We start from the raw sequence: 19,487 nt of genomic DNA on the forward strand, positions 1-19,487 counted from the left end.
CGCTGAATCTTTAACTCGATTAAGCAGAATGTGGGTAAGAGCCGAGGTTCTTGTAAAAAGCCGCAACACCCTTGAGCTCATCCAAAGCTTTGATTACCTTTGCATCATCGGCATGGCCAGCGATATCAATATAGAAGTGATATTCCCAAGTGCCCTTGCGTGCCGGGCGAGATTCAAAACGATTCATGGATACACCATGTTTTGCTAAAGGCGCCAATAAGCGATGTACAGCACCCGGTTGATTATCCACAGAGAGCACTAAAGACGTTTGGTCTTTACCAGTTGGCTGACACGCATAGTTACCCACCACTACAAAACGGGTACGGTTATGCGGATCGTCCTGAATTTGTGCAGCAACTGCCTGCAGACCATAAGCCTCCTGAGCTGGATCGCCAGCAATAGCGGCCACGCTTGGATCAGCGGCGGCCAAGCGAGCAGCTTCTGCATTGCTGCTCACGGCTTGTCGTTTGAGTTTTGGAGCATGCACACTCAACCATTGCTGGCACTGTGCCAATGCTTGTGCATGAGCACAAACGGTTGTGACGCCATCTAAATTACCACTCTTGGTTAGTAAATGATGACGAATGGGCAATACCACTTCGCCACTAATACGCATCGATGAATCCAATAGTAAATCTAGTGTGCGAGAGATCGCACCTTCGCTCGAGTTCTCGACTGGAACAACGCCAAATTGCGCTGCGCCCTTCTCAACCACTTTAAAAACTTCATCCAAACTTGCGCAAGGCAAAGCAGCAATCGAATGACCGAAGTAGGTCTGCGCTGCTTGCTCTGAAAAAGTTCCGACTGGTCCAAGGTAAGCAATCGTTTGGCGTGCCTCTAGCGCTCTGCAGGCAGACATCACTTCACGCCAGATGGCAGCAATACCATCTGCAAGCAAAGGACCCTGATTGATCTCCTGTAAACGAGCAACCACCTGACGCTCACGCTCAGGACGAAAGACTGGAGAGGAGAAGCCACCTTTGACATGACCAACCTCTTGTGCAGCTTTAGCACGCTGAGTCAGTAAATCTAAAATCTGCGCATCGAGCGAATCAATTTTTTCCCGCAAGGGAGCTAAGCGCTGTTCTTCAGTACTCATTAAGCCCGCCTTTCAAAATCGCGCATAAATTCAATCAAGGCTTTTACACCTTCAATGGGCATTGCATTGTAAATACTAGCGCGCATACCACCAGCGGCTTTGTGGCCTCGCAAAGCAACCAAACCAGCAGCATTAGACTGCGCCAAAAACTCTGCGTTCAGGTTCTCATCTTTTAAGAAGAAAGTCACGTTCATCCGTGAACGGTATTCTTTGGTGACGCGGTTTTCATACAGACTGCTTTGATCTAAGAAGTTGTAGAGCAATTCAGCCTTTTCTTGATTACGCTTCTCAATTACCTTCACGCCACCTTGCTTTAACAACCACTTAAAGCCTAAACCAGCCATGTAAATCGAGAATGTCGGCGGAGTATTAATCATAGATTGGGTATTAGCTTGAATAGCCCAATCCCAGATCGTTGGAGTAATACTCATGCTGTGTCCGATTAAGTCTTTACGGATGATCACGATGGTGACCCCGGAAGGACCGATATTCTTTTGGGCTCCAGCAAACCATACAGCACACCGATTGATATCCATCTCTTTAGAGAGAATGTTGCTAGAAATATCGGCAACGAGAGGAGTGCTACCAACATCCGGCACATCTGAAAACTCAACACCACCAATGGTTTCGTTAGCACAGTAAAGAACATAAGCAGCATCATTCGATAGATTCCAAGTACTTCTTAAAGGAATCGTATTGAACTTTTCTGCAGCAGATGTTGCAGCCAGATTGGCTATGCCGTACTTCTGGGCTTCTTTATAGGATTTTTCTGACCATATGCCAGTAACGATGTAATCCGCCTTTGGACCATTCTTGGCCAGAGGCATGAGGTTCATTGGGATGGCTGCGTTTTGGCCGAGTCCACCACCTTGTAATAACAAGATTTCGTAAGCATCTGGAATATTCATCAAGGTACGCAAATCTCGCAACACCTCTTCATACACTTCCATGAACTCTTTACTGCGATGGCTGATTTCCATCACACTGGTGCCCAGTCCACGCCAATTGAGCATTTCATCAGCCGCTTGCTTTAACACCTCTTCGGGTAAAGTAGCGGGCCCCGCAGCGAAATTGAAAATGCGGCGGTCAAAAGTCATAGTGTTACTAGTCTTGTGATGACGCCTTAAGCGTCACCTGCCGCATCAGAATTGGCATCAGTTGCTGGATCTACAGATACATCAACTTCTGCTGCATCATCAACATCATCGTCCGAATCGCTCTCAGCAATGCGTTGCAAACCAGATAAACGAGTACCTTCATCCACATTGATCAAAGTCACGCCTTGCGTAGCGCGACCCATCTCCCGAATTTCAGATACCCGAGTACGAACCAAGACGCCCCCAGTGGTGATCAACATAATTTGATCTTCCGGTGATACCAATGCCGCTGCAACAACCTTACCGTTACGTTCGGTTGTCTGAATCGCAATCATGCCCTTGGTACCGCGACCATGACGAGTGTATTCAGCGATTGGAGTTCGCTTGCCATAACCATTCTCAGTAGCAGTTAAGACGCTACTTGGAATCGCCATGTCATTCGTATCAACAACTACCGCTTCAGTACCCTCAGCAGCCTCTGCTGGAGCAACCAGCATAGCAATAACCTGATGATCTTCACCTAAGTTCATACCACGCACACCACGTGCAGTACGGCCCATTGGACGCACATCATTCTCATCAAAGCGTACCGCCTTGCCAGCGTCAGAGAACAACATCACATCATGCTGACCATCAGTAATCGCTGCGCCAACTAAGAAGTCGTTCTCATTGAGATCGACCGCAATAATGCCGGCCTTACGTGGATTAGAGAAGTCAGACAAACGGGTCTTCTTCACGGTACCCAAACTAGTAGCCATGAAGACGTATTGATCATCTTGATAGCCTTTGATTGGAAGAATCACGGTGATCTTCTCACCTTCAATCAATGGGAACATGTTGACGATAGGCTTACCACGAGAGGTGCGACTTCCTTGCGGAACTTCCCACACCTTGAGCCAGTACATGCGACCACGATCCGAGAAGCACAGAATCGTATCGTGTGTATTCGCTACGAATAAAGTATCAATCCAATCTTCATCTTTAGTAGCTGCAGCTTGCTTGCCACGACCGCCACGTTTTTGTGCGCGGTATTCGCTGAGAGGTTGACTCTTCATATAACCAGTATGCGAAAGCGTGACCACCATATCTTGTGGAGTAATTAAATCTTCTGTGAAGAGTTCGGTTGCATTCATTTCAATAAATGAACGACGACCACTATCACCGCCAGCTTTGCCAAACTCTGCTTGGACTTCTTTTAATTCAGTCTCAATTACAGAAGTAACGCGCTCTGGTTTGGCCAACAAATCGAGCAAGTCAGAAATCTCTGCCATGACTTCTTTGTATTCATTCACAATCTTGTCTTGCTCAAGACCAGTCAAGCGTTGCAAACGCATCTGCAAAATTTCTTGCGCTTGGCTATCTGACAGGCGATACAAGCCAGTCGTTTGCATACCGTACTCGGGCAACAAACCTTCTGGGCGATAAGCGTTACGACCGCCCGGTGTATCCGTCTCAGCGCGCGCTAACATCTCACGCACCATCGATGAATCCCAAGCCTTACCCATCAACTCTTGCTTCGCAATCACAGGATTTGCAGCAGCTTTAATAATCGCAATGAATTCGTCGATATTTGCTAATGCAACCGCGAGACCTTCTAAGACGTGGCCACGCTCGCGTGCTTTGCGCAATTCAAAAATGGTGCGACGTGTCACCACTTCGCGACGGTGTTGTAAGAAGTACTCCAGCATTTGCTTCAAGTTCAACAAGCGTGGTTGGTTATCTACCAATGCCACCATGTTCATACCGAAGTTATCTTGCAGTTGTGTGCTCTTGTACAAATTATTGAGAACGACTTCAGGCACTTCACCGCGCTTGAGTTCAATCACAACACGCATACCGGATTTATCCGACTCGTCACGCAAATCAGAGATACCTTCTACTTTTTTCTCATTCACCAACTCAGCAATACGCTCGAGTAAGTTCTTTTTATTCACCTGATATGGCAACTCATCAACGATGATGGCTTGGCGTGCACCTTTATCTAGGTCTTCGAAGTGAGTCTTCGCTCTCATCACTACACGTCCACGGCCGGTGCGATAACCCTCACGAACGCCCTGAACCCCGTAAATGATGCCGGCGGTTGGAAAATCAGGAGCTGGAATGATCTCAATCAGCTCATCAATTGAGCATTCAGGGTTGTGAAGAACGTGTAGACAGGCTGAAATCACCTCATCCAGGTTGTGAGGGGGGATATTAGTTGCCATGCCCACCGCAATGCCTGAACTGCCGTTAATCAATAAATTAGGCACTTTTGCAGGAAGAATCAGGGGTTCTTTCTCGCTACCATCGTAATTTGGCCCAAAATCGACGGTTTCCTTGTCCAAATCTGCCAAAAGCTCATGAGCTATCTTGCGCAGACGGATCTCCGTATACCGCATTGCAGCAGCGTTATCGCCGTCTACGGAGCCAAAGTTACCCTGGCCGTCAACCAGCATATAGCGCAAAGAGAAATCCTGGGCCATCCGAACGATGGTGTCATACACCGCAGAATCACCGTGCGGATGGTATTTACCGATCACATCGCCAACTATACGGGCAGATTTTTTGTAAGCCCGGTTCCAATCGTTGTTTAATTCATACATTGCGAATAAGACCCGGCGGTGAACCGGTTTGAGGCCATCACGCACGTCTGGCAAGGCTCTGCCGACAATGACGCTCATTGCGTAGTCCAAATAGGACCGCCGCATTTCGTCTTCTAGGGATATTGGTAGTGTTTCTTTAGCGGCTTGTTCCATCTAGAAATAATATCATTTTGATGACAGAGGGGCGCCATGCTAAGATTCTGTCAGTTTGTACGAAATTGAGATGTGTCGCTTTGCGGTTTTTTGCTTCAAAGTAGGGCGAATTACATTTAAGTTTGACTTTAATTAAAAAAGAGATTTTTGAGGACTAAAAATGAACAAAACCCTAAGAGTGTTGCTGGCTTCTGTTGTTACCGTGTCTGCTTCTGCAGCTATGGCTTCTGATAACTGGGAAAACGGCTCTGGCTTGAACTGGAAAAACGGCGACGGCGCATTGTGCTGGCGTGACAACAGCTGGACTCCTGCAACTGCTGCTAAAGGTTGCGACGGTGCTTTGACTGCTGCTCGTGCTGCTGCTGCTTCTGGCGTTAGCCAAAGCAAGATTACTTTGCAAGCTGACACACTGTATAACTTCAACAAGTCTGATTTGAAGCCAGAAGGCAAAGCAACTTTGGACAAGATCGCTAGAGATTTGGGCAAGATCAAGTTAGAAGTAATTATCGCTGTTGGTAACACTGATAGCGTTGGTTCAGATGCATACAACATGGCCCTCGGTCAGCGTCGTGCGCAATCCGTTAAAGCATACTTGGTAAGCAAGGGTGTTGACGGTAGCCGTATCTACACAGAATCAAAAGGTAAGAGCAATCCAGTTGCAAGCAATGCAACTGAAGAAGGTCGCGCCAAGAACCGCCGTACTGACATCGAAGTTGTTGGTACAGCTGCTAAGTAATTCTTTTTACTTGTAAAAAAGCCCGCTTCTAGCGGGCTTTTTTATTTCCACTATATTCATAAATTTCACAAACAGTCTCACACTTAACGAACCCAATATGAACGTCGATCAATCTGAAATCGCTAAATTTAGCGCCCTAGCCCATCGTTGGTGGGATCCCAATAGCGAATTCAAACCCTTGCACGCAATCAATCCATTACGCCTCAATTGGATTCAATCCATCGTGAATCTTGAGGGTAAGAAGGTAGTCGATATTGGTTGTGGTGGTGGCATTTTGGCGGAATCAATTGCACAATCAGGCGCCGATACTACTGGTATCGATTTATCTGAAAAGGCATTAAAGGTTGCGGAGCTACACGCATTAGAAGTGGGCGCTAAGCTCACCTATCGCTCTATCTCAGCAGAAGCCTTGGCTGAAGAGCATCCTGAGCAATACGATGTTGTTACTTGTATGGAAATGCTCGAACACGTTCCAGACCCAGCTTCCGTAGTACGTGCTTGTGCCAAACTCTGTAAACCTGGTGGCACATTATTTTTCAGTACTCTCAATCGCAATCCGAAGTCCTACTTATTTGCCATTATTGGCGCAGAGTACATCCTCAAACTACTGCCTAAAGGTACTCACGAATACGCTAAATTTATTAAGCCATCTGAGTTGGTCGCTTTTACACGACAGGCAGGCTTGGAGATGCTTGGCATGAAGGGTATGACTTACAACCCGCTCACACAAGTCTATAGCTTGAATGATGATGTAGATGTGAACTATATGATTGCAGTGCGAAAGTGATTCAGAGCGTGAATCACTTATCGAGTCCTTACGAGGGAGTCTTCTTTGATCTAGACGGCACTCTCGCAGATACTGCGCCCGACTTGGTGGCTGCAGTGAATCAACTCGTCCTAACGCGCAAGGCATCGCTAAAACCATATGAACTGCTTCGCCCTTATGCCTCTGCTGGTGCCCGCGGGCTAATTGAAGGTGCATTCGGAATGAGCCCTGATCACCCCGATTACCTCTCTTTGCGAGATGAATTTTTAAGTAATTACGAAAATGCGCTGATGGTGAATAGCACTTTATTTGATGGGATCAGTCAGGTGTTAGATCAACTCGAAGCCGCCAGCATTCCTTGGGGAATTGTTACCAACAAACATGAACGATTTACTGGGCCCATTACTGAACAAATGGGTCTACGTCAAAGGGCCATATCGACAGTCTCGGGTGACACTACAGCGCATGCAAAACCGCACCCTGAGCCGATATTGCATGCTGCAAGAATCGCCAGTATTGACCCTGCAAAATCTATTTATATTGGCGATGATATTCGGGATGTGATTGCAGGCAAAGCAGCGGGCATGCAAACCGTTGCGGCTGCCTATGGCTATTGTGGCTGCAAAGAGCCTCCTGAGGCCTGGGGCGCAGACTTCATCATCAATACCCCACTCGAACTATTAAAAATCATCTTCCCCAATCAGGGTTAAGTCAAAGATATTCAACAATTTAAGGCCAGCGGCTTTAAAATAGAACCTCCTATGCATGAACTCTGGGGTCGACATGGTTTCGACGTGGATTACAAAGCATCAAGGGCATACCGAGGACCCGTTATCTCGTAAATCAATGGGAATGTAATAACTGCTAACGACGAACGTTACGCACTAGCCGCTTAATTGCGGTTGCCCCTGAACTGATTCTCTCTTGGGTCAGGTAGCGCAAGCTACATCAGGGTCATATACAAGAGATAAGACTATTTTGCGTCACGAAGAATAGTACGAAAACCTAGTGAATCGTCAGCGAGGAACGTGTCAATCCGTGCCTAACTGATTAAATCAAACGATATGACTAAGTATGTAGAACTTGTTGTGGAGGATTTGCGGACGCGGGTTCGATTCCCGCCGACTCCACCATTTTGAAGTCTGTAACAGACTAACGCCACCCTACTAGGGTGGCGTTTTTCTTTGCACTCAAGGCAGGTTTATAAGTCTATTGTAGTAAAAAAACCTTTGTTCTTATAAATATTTGGTACCTATGGGTATTAAATTAGTTTTATTATTGATACCTATAAGTTACAATTATGATTATTAATTAATACCCATAGGTATCAATATGAATAAGAAATTCGCTAACCTACAGCTCCATCAAATGGAATCTACCCTTACTAAGTTAAGGGAAACTCACCTTCCAAACCGCCCAGGTAATGGGTGGGCTAAAGCCATTCGAGAATCCTTAGGCATGTCAGCATCTGCATTGGCTCGTAAGCTGGGTGTTACACCCCATAGCATCGCCAAGCTAGAAAAGGCTGAGGTAGATGAAAAAATCACCTTGGCTAGTCTCAGAAAACTGGCTAACGCTTTAGATTGTGAATTGCAATACACCCTGGTGCCACGCAAGTCATTAGAGGAAATCCTGGAAGATCGTGCTATTTCGGTTGCGCGGGAGCGCTTGCGCCCCATTTCTCACTCAATGAGTCTTGAAGATCAGGCGGTGGACAAGTCTGCCAGTGAAAAGCAACTGCAACTACTGGCGAAAGAGATTTTGGATGGTCCTAGAAGGAATCTGTGGTGATTCGTTTTGAATATCCGCTAGGGGCTACTCCGATTGATCCAGATGAAGCCCTTGGTCTCATTCCAAAACACATTAGTACGCAAGCTGATTTAAATGCTTGGGAAGAATTGAATATTGTCGAAGGCGCAAATTGGATCGCGCGTCAAAAGATTATTCAAGGCTTGAATGAAGGGCTCGTACGTGAGCTACATCGCCGTATGTTTAACCAAACATGGCTCTGGGCTGGCACGTTCAGAAAGAGCGCCAAGAATATCGGTATTGACTGGACCCAGATTGCTGTTGCCCTTAAGAATCTCTTAGATAACACTAGCTATCAGATTACAAATAAGGTGATGTCCATTGATGAAATCGCAGTACGCTTTCATCATCAACTTGTGCTAATCCATGCGTTTCCGAACGGTAATGGTCGACATGCTCGCCTGATAGCAGACGCACTCATTGTCAATCTTGGTGGCAAGAGATTTTCTTGGGGTAGTAATACTGCAATCACCAACCTAGATGTTGTCCGCCAAAACTACTTATCAGCACTGCGCACTGCGGATAAGGGCGATATCGCGCCATTAATGGATTTTGCTAGGCAATAAAACGAAATTCCTGGGTTTCCAGTAAATTAAAGAAAAATCAAGAAACTGGAGACTGAAGTTGGCCAACAATCAATTGCCTACCTACCAATACCTCACCGTTGAGGGTGCGGACTTGGTACGAGTTACTTTAAACCGACCTGAAGTACACAATGCTTTTAACGCGGGTTTGATTGGCGAGTTGCATGATGTCTTTACAGAGTTAGGGGCTGATGATCACTGTCGTGTGATTGTGCTTCAAGCTATGGGTAAAAGTTTTTGTGCGGGTGCTGATCTCAATTGGATGAAGAGCATGGCCAACTTCACCAATGAAGAAAATATTGCTGACTCTAGAAAGATGGCGCTGATGCTCAATGCTATTTATTCCTGCCCAAAACCAGTAATTGCCAAAGTGCAAGGCGATGCCTATGCTGGTGGCGTCGGATTAGCTGCAGTATGCGACATCGTAGTTGCCTCCTCACAAGTTCGCTTCTGCATATCGGAAGCTAAATTAGGTTTGTTACCAGCAACAATCGCCCCTTATGTCATTAGAGCGCTAGGTGAACAAGCATCACGTAGATATTTTGTTACTGCAGAAGTCTTTACTGCTGCTCATGCAAAGGATCTAGGTTTTGTCCATGAGCTAGTTGACCCAGAAGCACTTGACAGTAAAGTCAATGAGATCTGTCAAAGCATTATTAGTAATGGTCAGATGGCGGTGATGGCGTGCAAAAAAATTGTGCAGGATATTTCACATCAAGCTATTACAAATCCTTTAATTGAGGAGACCGTAAAACGGATCGCCAATATTCGCACTAGTGATGAAGCGCAAGCTCGTATGAAAGCCTTCCTCGAGAAAAGCAAATGAAGTCATCACCAAATCTTCCTAAAAAGGTCAAGATCGTTGAAGTAGGTCCTAGAGATGGCTTGCAAAATGAAAAAGAGTTTGTGCCCATTGAGATCAAAGTTGAGCTCATCAATCAACTTTCCAATGCAGGCTTCCCCAATATCGAAGCAGCCTCCTTTGTATCGCCTAAGTGGATTCCACAAATGGCAGGCAGCGCTGAAGTGATGGCTACGATTGCCAGGAAATCAGGCATCATCTATTCGGCCCTCACCCCCAATATGAAAGGATATGAGGACGCATTAGCAGCAAAAACAGATGAGATCGTCATCTTTTCTGCTGCCTCCGAAGTCTTTGCTCAAAAAAATATCAATTGCAGTATCGCTGAATCGGTTGAGCGTTTTATTCCTGTAGTCAATGCCGCCAAACGTGATGGTATTCGGGTTCGCGGCAGCATCTCATGTTCATTTGGTTGCCCCTATCAAGGTTTAGTAGAGCCTAGGCAAGTTGCTGAGGTAGTTAAAAGAATGATGGATTTAGGTTGCGATGAAATCGATATTGCAGATACGATTGGAGTGGGCACTCCCGGACAGGTTGCTGCAGTATTTGAAGAAATACTGGCATTTGCTCCTAAAGAATTATTCTCTGGGCACTTTCATGACACCTATGGGCAATCGCTTGCCAATATTTATGCTGCCATGGAAATGGGTATCAGTATTTTTCACTCCTCTATCGCTGGATTAGGTGGCTGCCCTTATGCCAAAGGTGCAACTGGCAATGTCGCTACCGAAGATGTCTTATATATGCTCAAAGGGTTGAGCATTGAAACAGGTATCGACTTTGACGCCGCAATTAACGCTGGCGAATACATCACCAAAAAAATTGGTAGGCCCAACGCTTCTCGTGCTGGACGCGCCATTACTGCTAAAAAATCAACCGGAGATTAATATGAATAGATTACGTACACTCTTTGCACTCGCGCTTACCGCAGGCTCATTACACTGTGCCGCGCAAAGCTATCCATCCTCGAATATCACGATGGTTGTGCCTTTTGCAGCTGGTAGCGGGACAGATGGAGTCGCTCGTGTGATGGCGACCAAGATGAGCAGTATCTTAGGACAGCCCGTCATCATTGATAACAAACCTGGTGCGAGCGCACAGATTGGCGCTCAACTAGTAGCCTCAGCCAAGCCTGATGGCTATACCCTGTTGATGACTACCAATACTTCGCACTCAGCCAACCCTTGGTTATTTCAAAATCTAAAGTACGACCCCATTAAAGACTTCACACCGATTGCACGCGTTGGTGAACTACCATTCGTGCTTTGTGTGAACAACGACCTCCCCGTGAAAACCGTCCAAGAACTGATTGATTACGCCAAAGCCAATCCTGGCAAACTATCTTATGGCACACCAAACAGTACTTCACTAGTGACAACCGAAACGATCATGCATTTGACCAAAATTAGCATGACACAAATTCCCTATAAATCCAGCCCACAAGCGCTGACGGATCTTATTGGAAATCAAATTCAGGTGTATGTGGCAGATACAGGTTCAGGGATGGCGATGATTAAAGCCGGTAAAGTACGCGCCATTGGTTTAACTGGTAACAGACCTTATGCACAATTACCGAATGTTCCACCTATTGCGAAAACCATCGCAGGCTTTGATCTTGTGTCATGGAATGGAGTTTTTGGTCCAGCCAATCTTCCTAAGCCCATCATAGACAAAATCAATGCTGCGATTCAAGAGGCTACTAAAGATAAAGAAGTGCAAGCCAAATTAGCACAACTTGGCTTTGTCATTTGGCCATCCAAGAATCCACAAGACTTTGCTCAATACGTTAGTGATCAAATGGCCTACTGGGGTAAGTTGATTATTCAATCAGGCATTAAGTCTGAACTTAACTAATTCGTAGATTCTCAAGGAATATGATGGGCCCATTAGCTGGCGTTCGCATTTTAGATTTGACCTCAGTCATATTGGGACCTTTTGCGACTCAAATATTGGCATCCATGGGCGCAGAAATTATTAAGATTGAAACCCCTGAGGGTGACAATATGCGCGATGTTGGCCCCATGAGAAATCCAAAGATGGGTCACATCTTTTTACAAGCCAATCGCGGTAAAAAGAGTATCGTTTTGGATCTCAAAAATTCCGAATCCAAGCAAGCCACATTAGATCTTGCAAAAACAGTAGATGTCTTTATTTCTAATATCAGACCTCAAGCGCTCGATCGTCTTGGTTTAGGTTATGCAGATGTAAAAAAGGTAAATGAGAAGATTATTTATGTTTCATGCTCAGGATTTGGCCTGAATGGACCATATGCAGATAAACCTGCTTATGATGACTTGATCCAAGGCGCCACAGGTGTACCCTGGTTAATGCAAGAACACGGGGTACACGAACCTCGCTATGCCCCGACTACTTTGGGCGACAGGGTCACGGGTCTTCATTCAGTATATGCAGTGACTTCAGCCTTATACGCCAGAGAAAAAACAGGTAAGGGGCAACACGTTGTAGTTCCCATGTTTGAATCGATTGCCCAGTTTATTTTGGGAGACCACTTAGGTGGAGAATCCTTCATCCCCCCGATTGGTAAATCGGGATATGCCCGACTTCTATCCCACTACCGCAAACCATATGCCACACAAGATGGCTATATCTCCATCCTGATCTATAACGATAAACATTGGAAAAGTTTTTTTGAGGCCATTGGCCAAGCAGAGCGACTACAGGAAGAAATTTTTTGCACGCACACGAATCGCGCCAACAATATCGACCGTGTTTATAGCGAGGTTGAGAAAATCATTCAAACCAGAACTACTTCGCAGTGGCGTCAACTTCTGGATCAGTACGACCTACCAAATCAGCCTATGAATTCGATTAGCGATTTGATTCAGGATGAGCACCTCAATCAGACTGCCTTCATTCATACTGAAAATCACCCGAGTGAAGGACAAATTCGGGTCATGAATAGCCCCGTATCTTGGTCTGAAACGCCTGCAGAAGAAAACCTCAGTCCCGCCCCCACACTCGGTCAACACACTGCCGAGATTTTGCGGGAACTGGGTTACGCAGAAGATGCTATTGCATCCTTAATCCGCTCAGGAATGAAAAAATGAATTTTCAGTTCACGCCAGAGCAGCTGCAAATTCAAGATGCTATTGAAAAACTGTGTAAACCATTCGATGCAGACTATTGGCTTAAAAAAGACCAGTTGGGCGACTTTCCCTTTGATTTCCATCAAACACTAGCCGATGCTGGCTGGTTGGGAATAGCAATGCCCCAAGAATACGGTGGTGCAGGTCTAGGCATTACAGAAGCCGCCTTAATGATGCGCACTATCTCAGGAAGTGGCGCAGGCTTATCCGGGGCCTCTGCAGTGCACATGAATATTTTTGGTTTGCACCCAGTAGTCGTATTTGGTTCAGATGAACAAAAGCAACGCTGGTTACCGCCATTGATTGCAGGCAAAGATCGCGCCTGTTTTGGGGTGACAGAACCTAATGCTGGCCTCAATACCCTAAAGCTTTCGACTAAAGCTGAGAAACAGGGAGATCACTACCTTGTAAGCGGACAAAAGATTTGGATTTCGACCGCTCAGGTTGCTACAAAAATTTTACTGCTAGCACGTACTACGCCTGTTGAAGACGCGAGGGGCACTGAAGGTCTATCTCTGTTTTATACCGACCTCGATCGCTCCTGTATTGATGTGCGTGAAATTGAAAAAATGGGGCGTAAATGTGTCGACTCTAACGAAGTGTTTATTGATCAGCTAAAGATTCCAGTACAAGATTTAATTGGAGAAGAGGGTAAAGGCTTCTCTTATATTCTGCATGGCTTAAATCCCGAAAGAATTTTGATTGCGGCTGAAGCCATTGGTCTTGGTCAAGTAGCCTTAGCTCGTGGAGCTCTGTATGCAAAAGAACGGATTGTGTTTGATCGACCTATTGGTCAAAACCAAGGCATTCAACACCCACTAGCTAAATCTTGGATGGAATTAGAAGCTGCTGACCTCATGGTATTTAAGGCTGCGAGTTTGTATGATGCAAAACTGTCTTGCGCCGCAGAAGCAAATGCTGCTAAGTACCTAGCAGCAGAAGCCTGTTTTCATGCCTGCGAGAATGCCATCATGACTCATGGTGGCATGGGTTATGCCAAGGAATATCATGTAGAGCGCTATCTTCGAGAGTCATGGATTCCACGTTTAGCCCCTGTTAGTCCACAACTCATTCTTTGCTTTATTGCCGAAAAGGTCTTAGGCCTACCAAAATCTTATTGATATTTATTTAGAAAGCACATCGATGAGCAATACTAAATCCCGTTACTTCGTTAAAGCTGGAGAAGTTGAAGGCTATCACCCAGCAAACCATCATGGGACCGTCAATCGTCGACTCATCGGTAGTGAGACTGTCGGCGCAAAACAGTTAGAAGTGCTTCATGGCACCATTGAAAAAGGTAAGGGCGCTCTACCCCATGGTCATCCTGGAATAGAACAGGTCTGCTATATGCTCGAAGGACGCGCCAGAGCTGAAGTGAATGGCGAAGTCTGTGAAATGGGCCCAGGTGATGCCTGTTTTTTCCCTGCAGATGCTATGCATGTATTTACCGTCATCAGCGAAGAACCAGTGAAGGTCTTGGTCATCTACGCTCCACCTTATGAAGAGAACCCCAAAAGAGTTATCAGACCAACCTGAGGCAAATGCCACTCACAAGAGTGGCATTTTTCTACCTAGTTAATTGAACTGATAACTCATGCCCGCTTGGAAATTAAGGGGCGCCCCTGGAAAGATTCCATCTGGGCTACGGCTAGCGATATAACGCTTATCGAATAGATTATTCACCACGCCAAATACTTTCCACTCTTTGTTGATAGCGTAGTTTGCACTCCAATTAACCGTTGCGAAGGCAGGAATCTCACCCAGCGTTCCAATTGCATTTTGTGTAACTGTATTTGCTGCATCAGCGTATTGAGCAGAAATATAATTGACTGAGACTAGAGTATTGAAGCCATTTTTTTGATAATTGATACCTAAGTTAGAAGTGAGCTCGGGCGTGTAAGGAATTCGTTTGCCATCCCTTCCCATTGAGCTCGTACCAACAAACTTAGCAACCGGTATATAGGTTGCATTAGTACTGAGACTCCAGCCTCCGCCCAGCTCATAGCCTAAAGCCAATTCAAGACCTTGATGCAGACTCTTTCCGCCATTTGCTTTTGATATTCCTGAGGCAAGACTCTGATTGACGATCTGATTACTGAAATCCATACTGAAAACAGCAGAGTCATAAGAAAGAGCTCCCGAGCGACCCCTCAGCCCAAGCTCCATATTCGTGGAACGCTCTGGAGCAAGCTGTTGATCTACTCCTTTATCATCAATTGCTGTAGCTAATTGAGCTGGAGCAAAGCCCTTATAAATGCTGCTATAAATCTGTGCCTCTGGAATGAGTTGCCAAGTGGCGCCAAGCTGGGGAACAGTTTCAATATTCTTGGCATTACCACTTTTACCTGAAATCACATTAGAACGATTTTGGTTATAGCTTTCAATTCGGACTCCAGGAATCAGGGCAAAGTTTTGAGTAATTGAGAATCGGTTTTGAGCGTACATTGCAACTGAGTTAGCCTTATTTTCCTCATGCAATGAAAGCCGTCCAGAATGTGCAAAGGTTTGTGAAGTCACAACTTGATTAGACTGTGACTCTGTATGCAGGCGAACACCAAACTCAGCCTCATTAGAGATACCTAGAGCTTCATAGGCATGTGAAACACGGGAATCTATCCCTAGCATTTGAAACTCTCGATTGCGACCTGCCAAACAATCTGCCCCAACATTACAGGGCTTAAAAACTGTTGCATCCTGGGTGCGATCTGCAATAGACTGCCTCCAGTAATCTCGCCCCAGCCTACTCCAATACACCAATGTATTGACCTTGGTATCAGAGTCAATCTCCAAGGAATGGTTAATGTCTACTGCATTTCTTTGCGTAATAAAGCGATCGTTAGGGGCTGGATTAATGCCCGAGTTCGCTACAAACTGATTTGGGCGTAGACCAACATAAGAGGTATTGATGTTGTTGTCGTAGTGGCTATATTTCAGACTTAACCACTGATTCTGAGCAACTTGCATACCTCCTTTGAGCAAGATGTCATACATCTTGAATCCATTATTTTGATAACCATTCGACTCAGCTTGGATGACATTAATCCCTCCAATCATCCCATTGGAATCAGATTTTCCGCCAGCCTCTATTTCTGCCAAATGGTATCCATAATTACCAAGCTTGCCGGTTAATTTAAAACCCGAAGCGGGAGTTTTACTCAGGTAATTGACCACACCACCGATGTTGGATGGGCCGTACTGAAGTCCAGAAGCACCCTTTAAGATCTCAATACTACTAATGCGTTCGACTGGAGGATTATAGTACGAAGCATTGGAAATAAATAAGCTGGGTTGAATGGGTGCCCCATCCTCTAAAAGCAGGACTTTAGCACTGCGACTGGGGTTCAGTCCGCGAATACCAATATTGGGAATAGATCCAAGACCGCCCTCGTCTCCGCGAACGTTTACACCTGGGACTGTTTTTAATACATCTTGAAGAGAAAGTGGCTGAAGTAATTCAATTTGCTTTTCAGTCACAACGTCAACCGTTCCGGGAATCTGACGAGAAGCGCCCTCCTCTTTTGCCACAATATCGATTCTAGGTAATTCAATATCCTTGGCTTTTGCTAAATTTGAAAGTGCACTTCCAAACACTAACGCGATAGATGAAAACCAAACAATCTTATTGCAGGCGCTTCCAATGACGTGATACTTCATATACAACCTCCAGTGATAACAACAAAAAATCGCTGGCTATTTGCATATGAAAATGCTCTTGCTGGCTGCTAATTAACTTTTTATTTTGTGAGAATGAGCTTCCTCAATTTGGTGATACGTAATTGATATCGATGCCCATCATGCTCAATGAATATCAGTTCTTTTGGACCCAGTAAAGTTTTGCTGGAAATAATTTGAGGTAGATCTCGACAAGATGCGTTGGGCTTTAGCTCAGAATTAGCCATACTGTTATCCATTGAGATTAAGCCTCTAAGGTAAATTGCACTGGCAAACGGAAACAGTCAACTGCATTGCTATCAAATGAATCCGCAGAAGATGCAAACTTCCATTTTGCTAATGCATTCAATGCCGAATTATCTAAACTTGGATATCCAGAGCTCCTAAGAACATCGACTTTTTCTACCGTACCCCTTGGGTTAACGCAGAGTTTCACTAGAACGACGCCCTCCTGCTTAAGACGCCTACTAATTAAAGGGTAAGTAGGTTTTGAACCATCAATTTTTTGTCGACTGATGGCGCCAGGTATTAGGGCATCTTGGGTAAGAGGAAGAGAGGCTTGCTTGCCAGGAGAACCTGATTGAATACTGGTAGATGATGTATTTGATGTGCTGGCTTGTAGTGTTATCGCGGATTTTCGCTGCAGCGATGAACCCTGATCTAAATCTCGTAAATCCATAATCATCAGTTCAGAGGGTGATTTCAAACCTCTCGAAGAATAAGAAATAAATGAGCCAACCAACAGAAGGGCATGAGCAATCAGGACAAATAAAATAAGATAAAAATTTCTGATTTGCAAGCCGCAATACACATTTCTTCCTTAAAAACCAATGAGCAGAACATCACAATATATTTACTGACGATTGTGTAAAACACATCGCAAATAAAAGTAGTACCGAATGATTTTAGGGATGAAGCTTGCCATTAACAACCCTGACGCAAATGAGGATAGATGCTGTAGGGATATTTTTACTAATGAGTATTGCCAAATATTGCTAGACGCCAGAGAGATGTAGTCTCTTGAGATCGGGCTTTATGTAATGCATCCGTCTTATCAAATACCTTTTGATGTTGTGGCTTGGCATCCAATCGAGCAATCACCTTGAGACCAGCAGCATCAATCCAAGCAAGTAACTCTTCTCTGGTACGCAAGCCTAAGTGCTCGGCTAGATCTGACAGAATCAACCAACCCTCACCTTTTGGGAGTAAGTGATCTTTCAATTGACTTAAGAAACCCTTGAGCATCTGACTATCTGGATCATAAACCGCATGCTCCAGAGATGAACTTGGTCTTGCTGGTAGCCAAGGTGGGTTACAGACAACCAAGGCCGCGTTTCCTTCAGGGAATAAATGCCTTTTTTGAATTTCAATCTGATTGTCCAGATTCAGGCAATCAATATTTTCCTGTGCACAAGCAATGGCGCGATCATCTTGATCAGTGCCAATGATCTTTTTGATTTCTCGCATTGCTAATACTATTGATAGGACGCCTGTACCCACACCGATATCAAAAGCAGTCGAATTTTCTTTGAGGGCGCTTGGAAGTGGTGCCTTGAGAACAAGCTCAACATATTCCCCGCGAATTGGTGAAAAAACGCCATAGTGTGGATGAATGCGAATCTCTTCATCATCTCTTGCCAAAATCGGCACGCCCTTCTTGCGCCACTCATGCGCACTGATAACACCGAGTAATTCTCGTAAGGAGATGACGTACGACTCATTCTGGCCCCCATATGCCTCAAGACAAGCTTGTACCACATCTGGAGCACGCCTTAAGGAAATGGTGTGATCTGCATTCACTTGAATGAGCAACATTCCTAAAATACGAGCACGCTGTGATTGAGAGAGACGATGCAAATTGAAAGTATCTAGAGAACTTTTCGTTTTGTCTTTTTCGATACGATCCACCCGTTTAGATTTTTTGGATGGCTTATCTACTCTTCTGACTAAAGCTTGCAGTAACTGGCGTGCATTCTGAAAGTCGCCTCTATAGAGAATTGCAGTACCTTCGCATGCCATACGGTATGCAATATCTGCCGTTAGCGTATCGTCGCCAATCTGAATTTTTTTATGCGAAGCAATACCATTTTCGGAATGCCATTTAGCAGCGCAAGATTGACCCGCCTCGTCCCAATGGATCATCACGAATGAATCATTCAAGAGGTCACAAAGCGATTGTTTTGGTAATCGTCGATGGCCTGTTCAATCTCAGAGCGTGTATTCATTACAAAGGGGCCGTATTGAACAATAGGCTCATGCAAAGGTAGTGCTGCAAGCACAATAAACTGCGCGCCTTCAGCACCAGCTTTCCCCTTGAGCAAATCACCATCACCTAATACGATCGCAGCCTGCTTGGGTGCAGCTTTCATTGGACCACCAAGCTCTAGGTTGCCCTCATAAATATACACAAATGCGTTGAGTTCCTTGGCAACGCGATGCTCAAACTCTGCATTAGGAGGCAAATGTACATCTAGAAATAAGGGCGTAGTAGTAATCCCCTGTATAGGCCCTTGAATACTTGCAACCCCGTCCTCATAAGAGCCTGCAATCACCTTCACAGATCCACCATTCAGCAACGATGTCCTTGGAATATCTTCCACTTGAATGTCTTGATAGCCAGCTGGCTTCATTTTTTCTTTAGCGGGTAAATTAATCCATAGCTGAAAGCCTCGCATTGCGCCGCTTACTTGCTGTGGCATTTCTGAGTGGATGATTCCGCGTCCTGCCGTCATCCACTGCACTCCGCCTGTTTTGAGATGCCCTTGATTGCCCAAGTGATCCTCGTGCAACATGTGCCCTTCAAGCATATAAGTCACCGTCTCAAAACCACGATGAGGATGCGCTGGAAATCCTGCCACATAATCATTTGGATCATTCGATGAAAACTCATCGAGCATCAAGAAGGGATCAAGCCTGACTTGCTGTTGACCCCCCAAGCTGCGCCGCAACTTCACGCCTGCGCCATCAGTAGTAGCGATGCCTGGAATAATCGTTTGGATATTGCGGATCATTGAAGAATT

General features: G+C 45.3%; 19 protein-coding genes and 1 other RNA gene. 12 read left to right on the forward strand and 8 right to left on the reverse strand.

Features of this window, described 5'->3' with window-relative positions:
* Positions 1-19: 19 nt before the first annotated feature.
* Genes pheA through gyrA form a run of 3 tightly spaced genes read right to left on the reverse strand, consistent with a single transcriptional unit; the run spans position 20 to position 4,931 of the window.
* Positions 20-1,099, reverse strand: a complete 1,080-nt coding sequence (gene pheA / locus C2756_RS08300; RefSeq protein ID WP_215318556.1) for a prephenate dehydratase — start codon at positions 1,097-1,099, stop codon at positions 20-22.
* On the reverse strand, positions 1,099-2,196 hold the full coding sequence (gene serC, locus C2756_RS08305) for a 3-phosphoserine/phosphohydroxythreonine transaminase (protein ID WP_215318558.1): 1,098 nt from the start codon (positions 2,194-2,196) through the stop codon (positions 1,099-1,101). Before serC ends, pheA begins: the two co-directional genes overlap by 1 nt.
* Before the next feature lie 26 nt (positions 2,197-2,222).
* Positions 2,223-4,931, reverse strand: a complete 2,709-nt coding sequence (gyrA, locus tag C2756_RS08310; protein ID WP_215318559.1) for a DNA gyrase subunit A — start codon at positions 4,929-4,931, stop codon at positions 2,223-2,225.
* Positions 4,932-5,091: 160 nt separating this feature from the next.
* Here gyrA and ompA point away from each other — a divergent pair, with 160 nt between their 5' ends.
* The 12 genes from ompA (at position 5,092) to C2756_RS08370 (ending at position 14,331) form a co-directional block, all read left to right on the forward strand.
* Positions 5,092-5,667, forward strand: a complete 576-nt coding sequence (gene ompA, locus C2756_RS08315) for an outer membrane protein OmpA (RefSeq protein ID WP_215318562.1) — start codon at positions 5,092-5,094, stop codon at positions 5,665-5,667.
* Positions 5,668-5,764: 97 nt separating this feature from the next.
* Positions 5,765-6,454, forward strand: coding sequence for a bifunctional 2-polyprenyl-6-hydroxyphenol methylase/3-demethylubiquinol 3-O-methyltransferase UbiG (gene ubiG / locus C2756_RS08320; protein WP_215318564.1), 690 nt, complete (start codon positions 5,765-5,767; stop codon positions 6,452-6,454).
* Positions 6,455-6,462: 8 nt separating this feature from the next.
* On the forward strand, positions 6,463-7,143 hold the full coding sequence (locus C2756_RS08325; protein ID WP_215318565.1) for an HAD family hydrolase: 681 nt from the start codon (positions 6,463-6,465) through the stop codon (positions 7,141-7,143).
* Between the two features lie 64 nt (positions 7,144-7,207).
* Positions 7,208-7,566, forward strand: a transfer-messenger RNA (tmRNA) gene (gene ssrA / locus C2756_RS08330).
* A 199-nt stretch (positions 7,567-7,765) separates the two neighbouring features.
* Entirely contained in the window at positions 7,766-8,224 is a 459-nt protein-coding gene (locus C2756_RS08335; protein WP_215295483.1) for a mobile mystery protein A, read from the forward strand.
* Positions 8,221-8,808, forward strand: a complete 588-nt coding sequence (locus C2756_RS08340) for a mobile mystery protein B (protein ID WP_251372031.1) — start codon at positions 8,221-8,223, stop codon at positions 8,806-8,808. Before C2756_RS08335 ends, C2756_RS08340 begins: the two co-directional genes overlap by 4 nt.
* Positions 8,809-8,866: 58 nt before the next feature.
* The gene (locus C2756_RS08345) at positions 8,867-9,652 is read left to right on the forward strand and encodes an enoyl-CoA hydratase/isomerase family protein (RefSeq protein WP_371817083.1); all 786 of its coding nucleotides are present in this window, start codon (positions 8,867-8,869) and stop codon (positions 9,650-9,652) included.
* Positions 9,649-10,575, forward strand: coding sequence for a hydroxymethylglutaryl-CoA lyase (locus tag C2756_RS08350; RefSeq protein WP_215318569.1), 927 nt, complete (start codon positions 9,649-9,651; stop codon positions 10,573-10,575). The genes C2756_RS08345 and C2756_RS08350 overlap by 4 nt, the downstream gene beginning before the upstream one ends.
* Before the next feature lies 1 nt (position 10,576).
* On the forward strand, positions 10,577-11,542 hold the full coding sequence (locus tag C2756_RS08355; protein WP_251369968.1) for a tripartite tricarboxylate transporter substrate binding protein: 966 nt from the start codon (positions 10,577-10,579) through the stop codon (positions 11,540-11,542).
* A gap of 20 nt (positions 11,543-11,562) precedes the next feature.
* Positions 11,563-12,756, forward strand: a complete 1,194-nt coding sequence (locus tag C2756_RS08360) for a CaiB/BaiF CoA-transferase family protein (protein ID WP_215318571.1) — start codon at positions 11,563-11,565, stop codon at positions 12,754-12,756.
* Complete coding sequence (locus tag C2756_RS08365; protein WP_215318572.1) at positions 12,753-13,916, forward strand: acyl-CoA dehydrogenase family protein; 1,164 nt, start codon at positions 12,753-12,755, stop codon at positions 13,914-13,916. The genes C2756_RS08360 and C2756_RS08365 overlap by 4 nt, the downstream gene beginning before the upstream one ends.
* 22 nt (positions 13,917-13,938) lie before the next feature.
* A complete protein-coding gene (locus tag C2756_RS08370) occupies positions 13,939-14,331 on the forward strand; it encodes a cupin domain-containing protein (protein WP_215318574.1) in 393 nt (130 codons plus the stop codon).
* A 39-nt stretch (positions 14,332-14,370) separates the two neighbouring features.
* On the opposite strand, the gene C2756_RS08375 is transcribed toward C2756_RS08370, so the two are convergent.
* The 5 genes from C2756_RS08375 to C2756_RS08395 form a co-directional block, all read right to left on the reverse strand.
* Positions 14,371-16,449: a TonB-dependent receptor domain-containing protein gene (locus C2756_RS08375; protein WP_215318576.1), complete on the reverse strand. Its 2,079-nt coding sequence runs from the start codon at positions 16,447-16,449 to the stop codon at positions 14,371-14,373.
* An 80-nt stretch (positions 16,450-16,529) separates the two neighbouring features.
* On the reverse strand, positions 16,530-16,706 hold the full coding sequence (locus tag C2756_RS08380) for a hemin uptake protein HemP (protein WP_323481956.1): 177 nt from the start codon (positions 16,704-16,706) through the stop codon (positions 16,530-16,532).
* A 5-nt stretch (positions 16,707-16,711) separates the two neighbouring features.
* Positions 16,712-17,173 (reverse strand): energy transducer TonB, encoded by a 462-nt coding sequence (locus C2756_RS08385; RefSeq protein WP_215318578.1) that lies wholly within the window; start codon positions 17,171-17,173, stop codon positions 16,712-16,714.
* Between the two features lie 266 nt (positions 17,174-17,439).
* The gene (locus C2756_RS08390; protein WP_215320921.1) at positions 17,440-18,609 is read right to left on the reverse strand and encodes a class I SAM-dependent methyltransferase; all 1,170 of its coding nucleotides are present in this window, start codon (positions 18,607-18,609) and stop codon (positions 17,440-17,442) included.
* 14 nt (positions 18,610-18,623) lie between these two features.
* Positions 18,624-19,478, reverse strand: a complete 855-nt coding sequence (locus C2756_RS08395) for a pirin family protein (RefSeq protein ID WP_215318580.1) — start codon at positions 19,476-19,478, stop codon at positions 18,624-18,626.
* Positions 19,479-19,487: the final 9 nt, after the last annotated feature.

Source organism: Polynucleobacter sp. UB-Siik-W21, assembly GCF_018687415.1.
In the GTDB taxonomy this organism is placed as follows: domain Bacteria; phylum Pseudomonadota; class Gammaproteobacteria; order Burkholderiales; family Burkholderiaceae; genus Polynucleobacter.

Bases quoted from the DNA above. Each gene is read 5' to 3' on its own strand.
- pheA (WP_215318556.1), bottom strand. From the start codon at position 1,099: ATGAGTACTGAAGAACAGCGCTTAGCTCCCTTGCGGGAAAAAATTGAT.
- serC (WP_215318558.1), bottom strand. From the start codon at position 2,196: ATGACTTTTGACCGCCGCATTTTCAATTTCGCTGCGGGGCCCGCTACT.
- gyrA (WP_215318559.1), bottom strand. From the start codon at position 4,931: ATGGAACAAGCCGCTAAAGAAACACTACCAATATCCCTAGAAGACGAA.
- ompA (WP_215318562.1), top strand. From the start codon at position 5,092: ATGAACAAAACCCTAAGAGTGTTGCTGGCTTCTGTTGTTACCGTGTCT.
- ubiG (WP_215318564.1), top strand. From the start codon at position 5,765: ATGAACGTCGATCAATCTGAAATCGCTAAATTTAGCGCCCTAGCCCAT.
- C2756_RS08335 (WP_215295483.1), top strand. From the start codon at position 7,766: ATGAATAAGAAATTCGCTAACCTACAGCTCCATCAAATGGAATCTACC.
- C2756_RS08350 (WP_215318569.1), top strand. From the start codon at position 9,649: ATGAAGTCATCACCAAATCTTCCTAAAAAGGTCAAGATCGTTGAAGTA.
- C2756_RS08355 (WP_251369968.1), top strand. From the start codon at position 10,577: ATGAATAGATTACGTACACTCTTTGCACTCGCGCTTACCGCAGGCTCA.
- C2756_RS08360 (WP_215318571.1), top strand. From the start codon at position 11,563: ATGATGGGCCCATTAGCTGGCGTTCGCATTTTAGATTTGACCTCAGTC.
- C2756_RS08365 (WP_215318572.1), top strand. From the start codon at position 12,753: ATGAATTTTCAGTTCACGCCAGAGCAGCTGCAAATTCAAGATGCTATT.
- C2756_RS08370 (WP_215318574.1), top strand. From the start codon at position 13,939: ATGAGCAATACTAAATCCCGTTACTTCGTTAAAGCTGGAGAAGTTGAA.
- C2756_RS08375 (WP_215318576.1), bottom strand. From the start codon at position 16,449: ATGAAGTATCACGTCATTGGAAGCGCCTGCAATAAGATTGTTTGGTTT.
- C2756_RS08380 (WP_323481956.1), bottom strand. From the start codon at position 16,706: ATGGATAACAGTATGGCTAATTCTGAGCTAAAGCCCAACGCATCTTGT.
- C2756_RS08390 (WP_215320921.1), bottom strand. From the start codon at position 18,609: ATGATCCATTGGGACGAGGCGGGTCAATCTTGCGCTGCTAAATGGCAT.
- C2756_RS08395 (WP_215318580.1), bottom strand. From the start codon at position 19,478: ATGATCCGCAATATCCAAACGATTATTCCAGGCATCGCTACTACTGAT.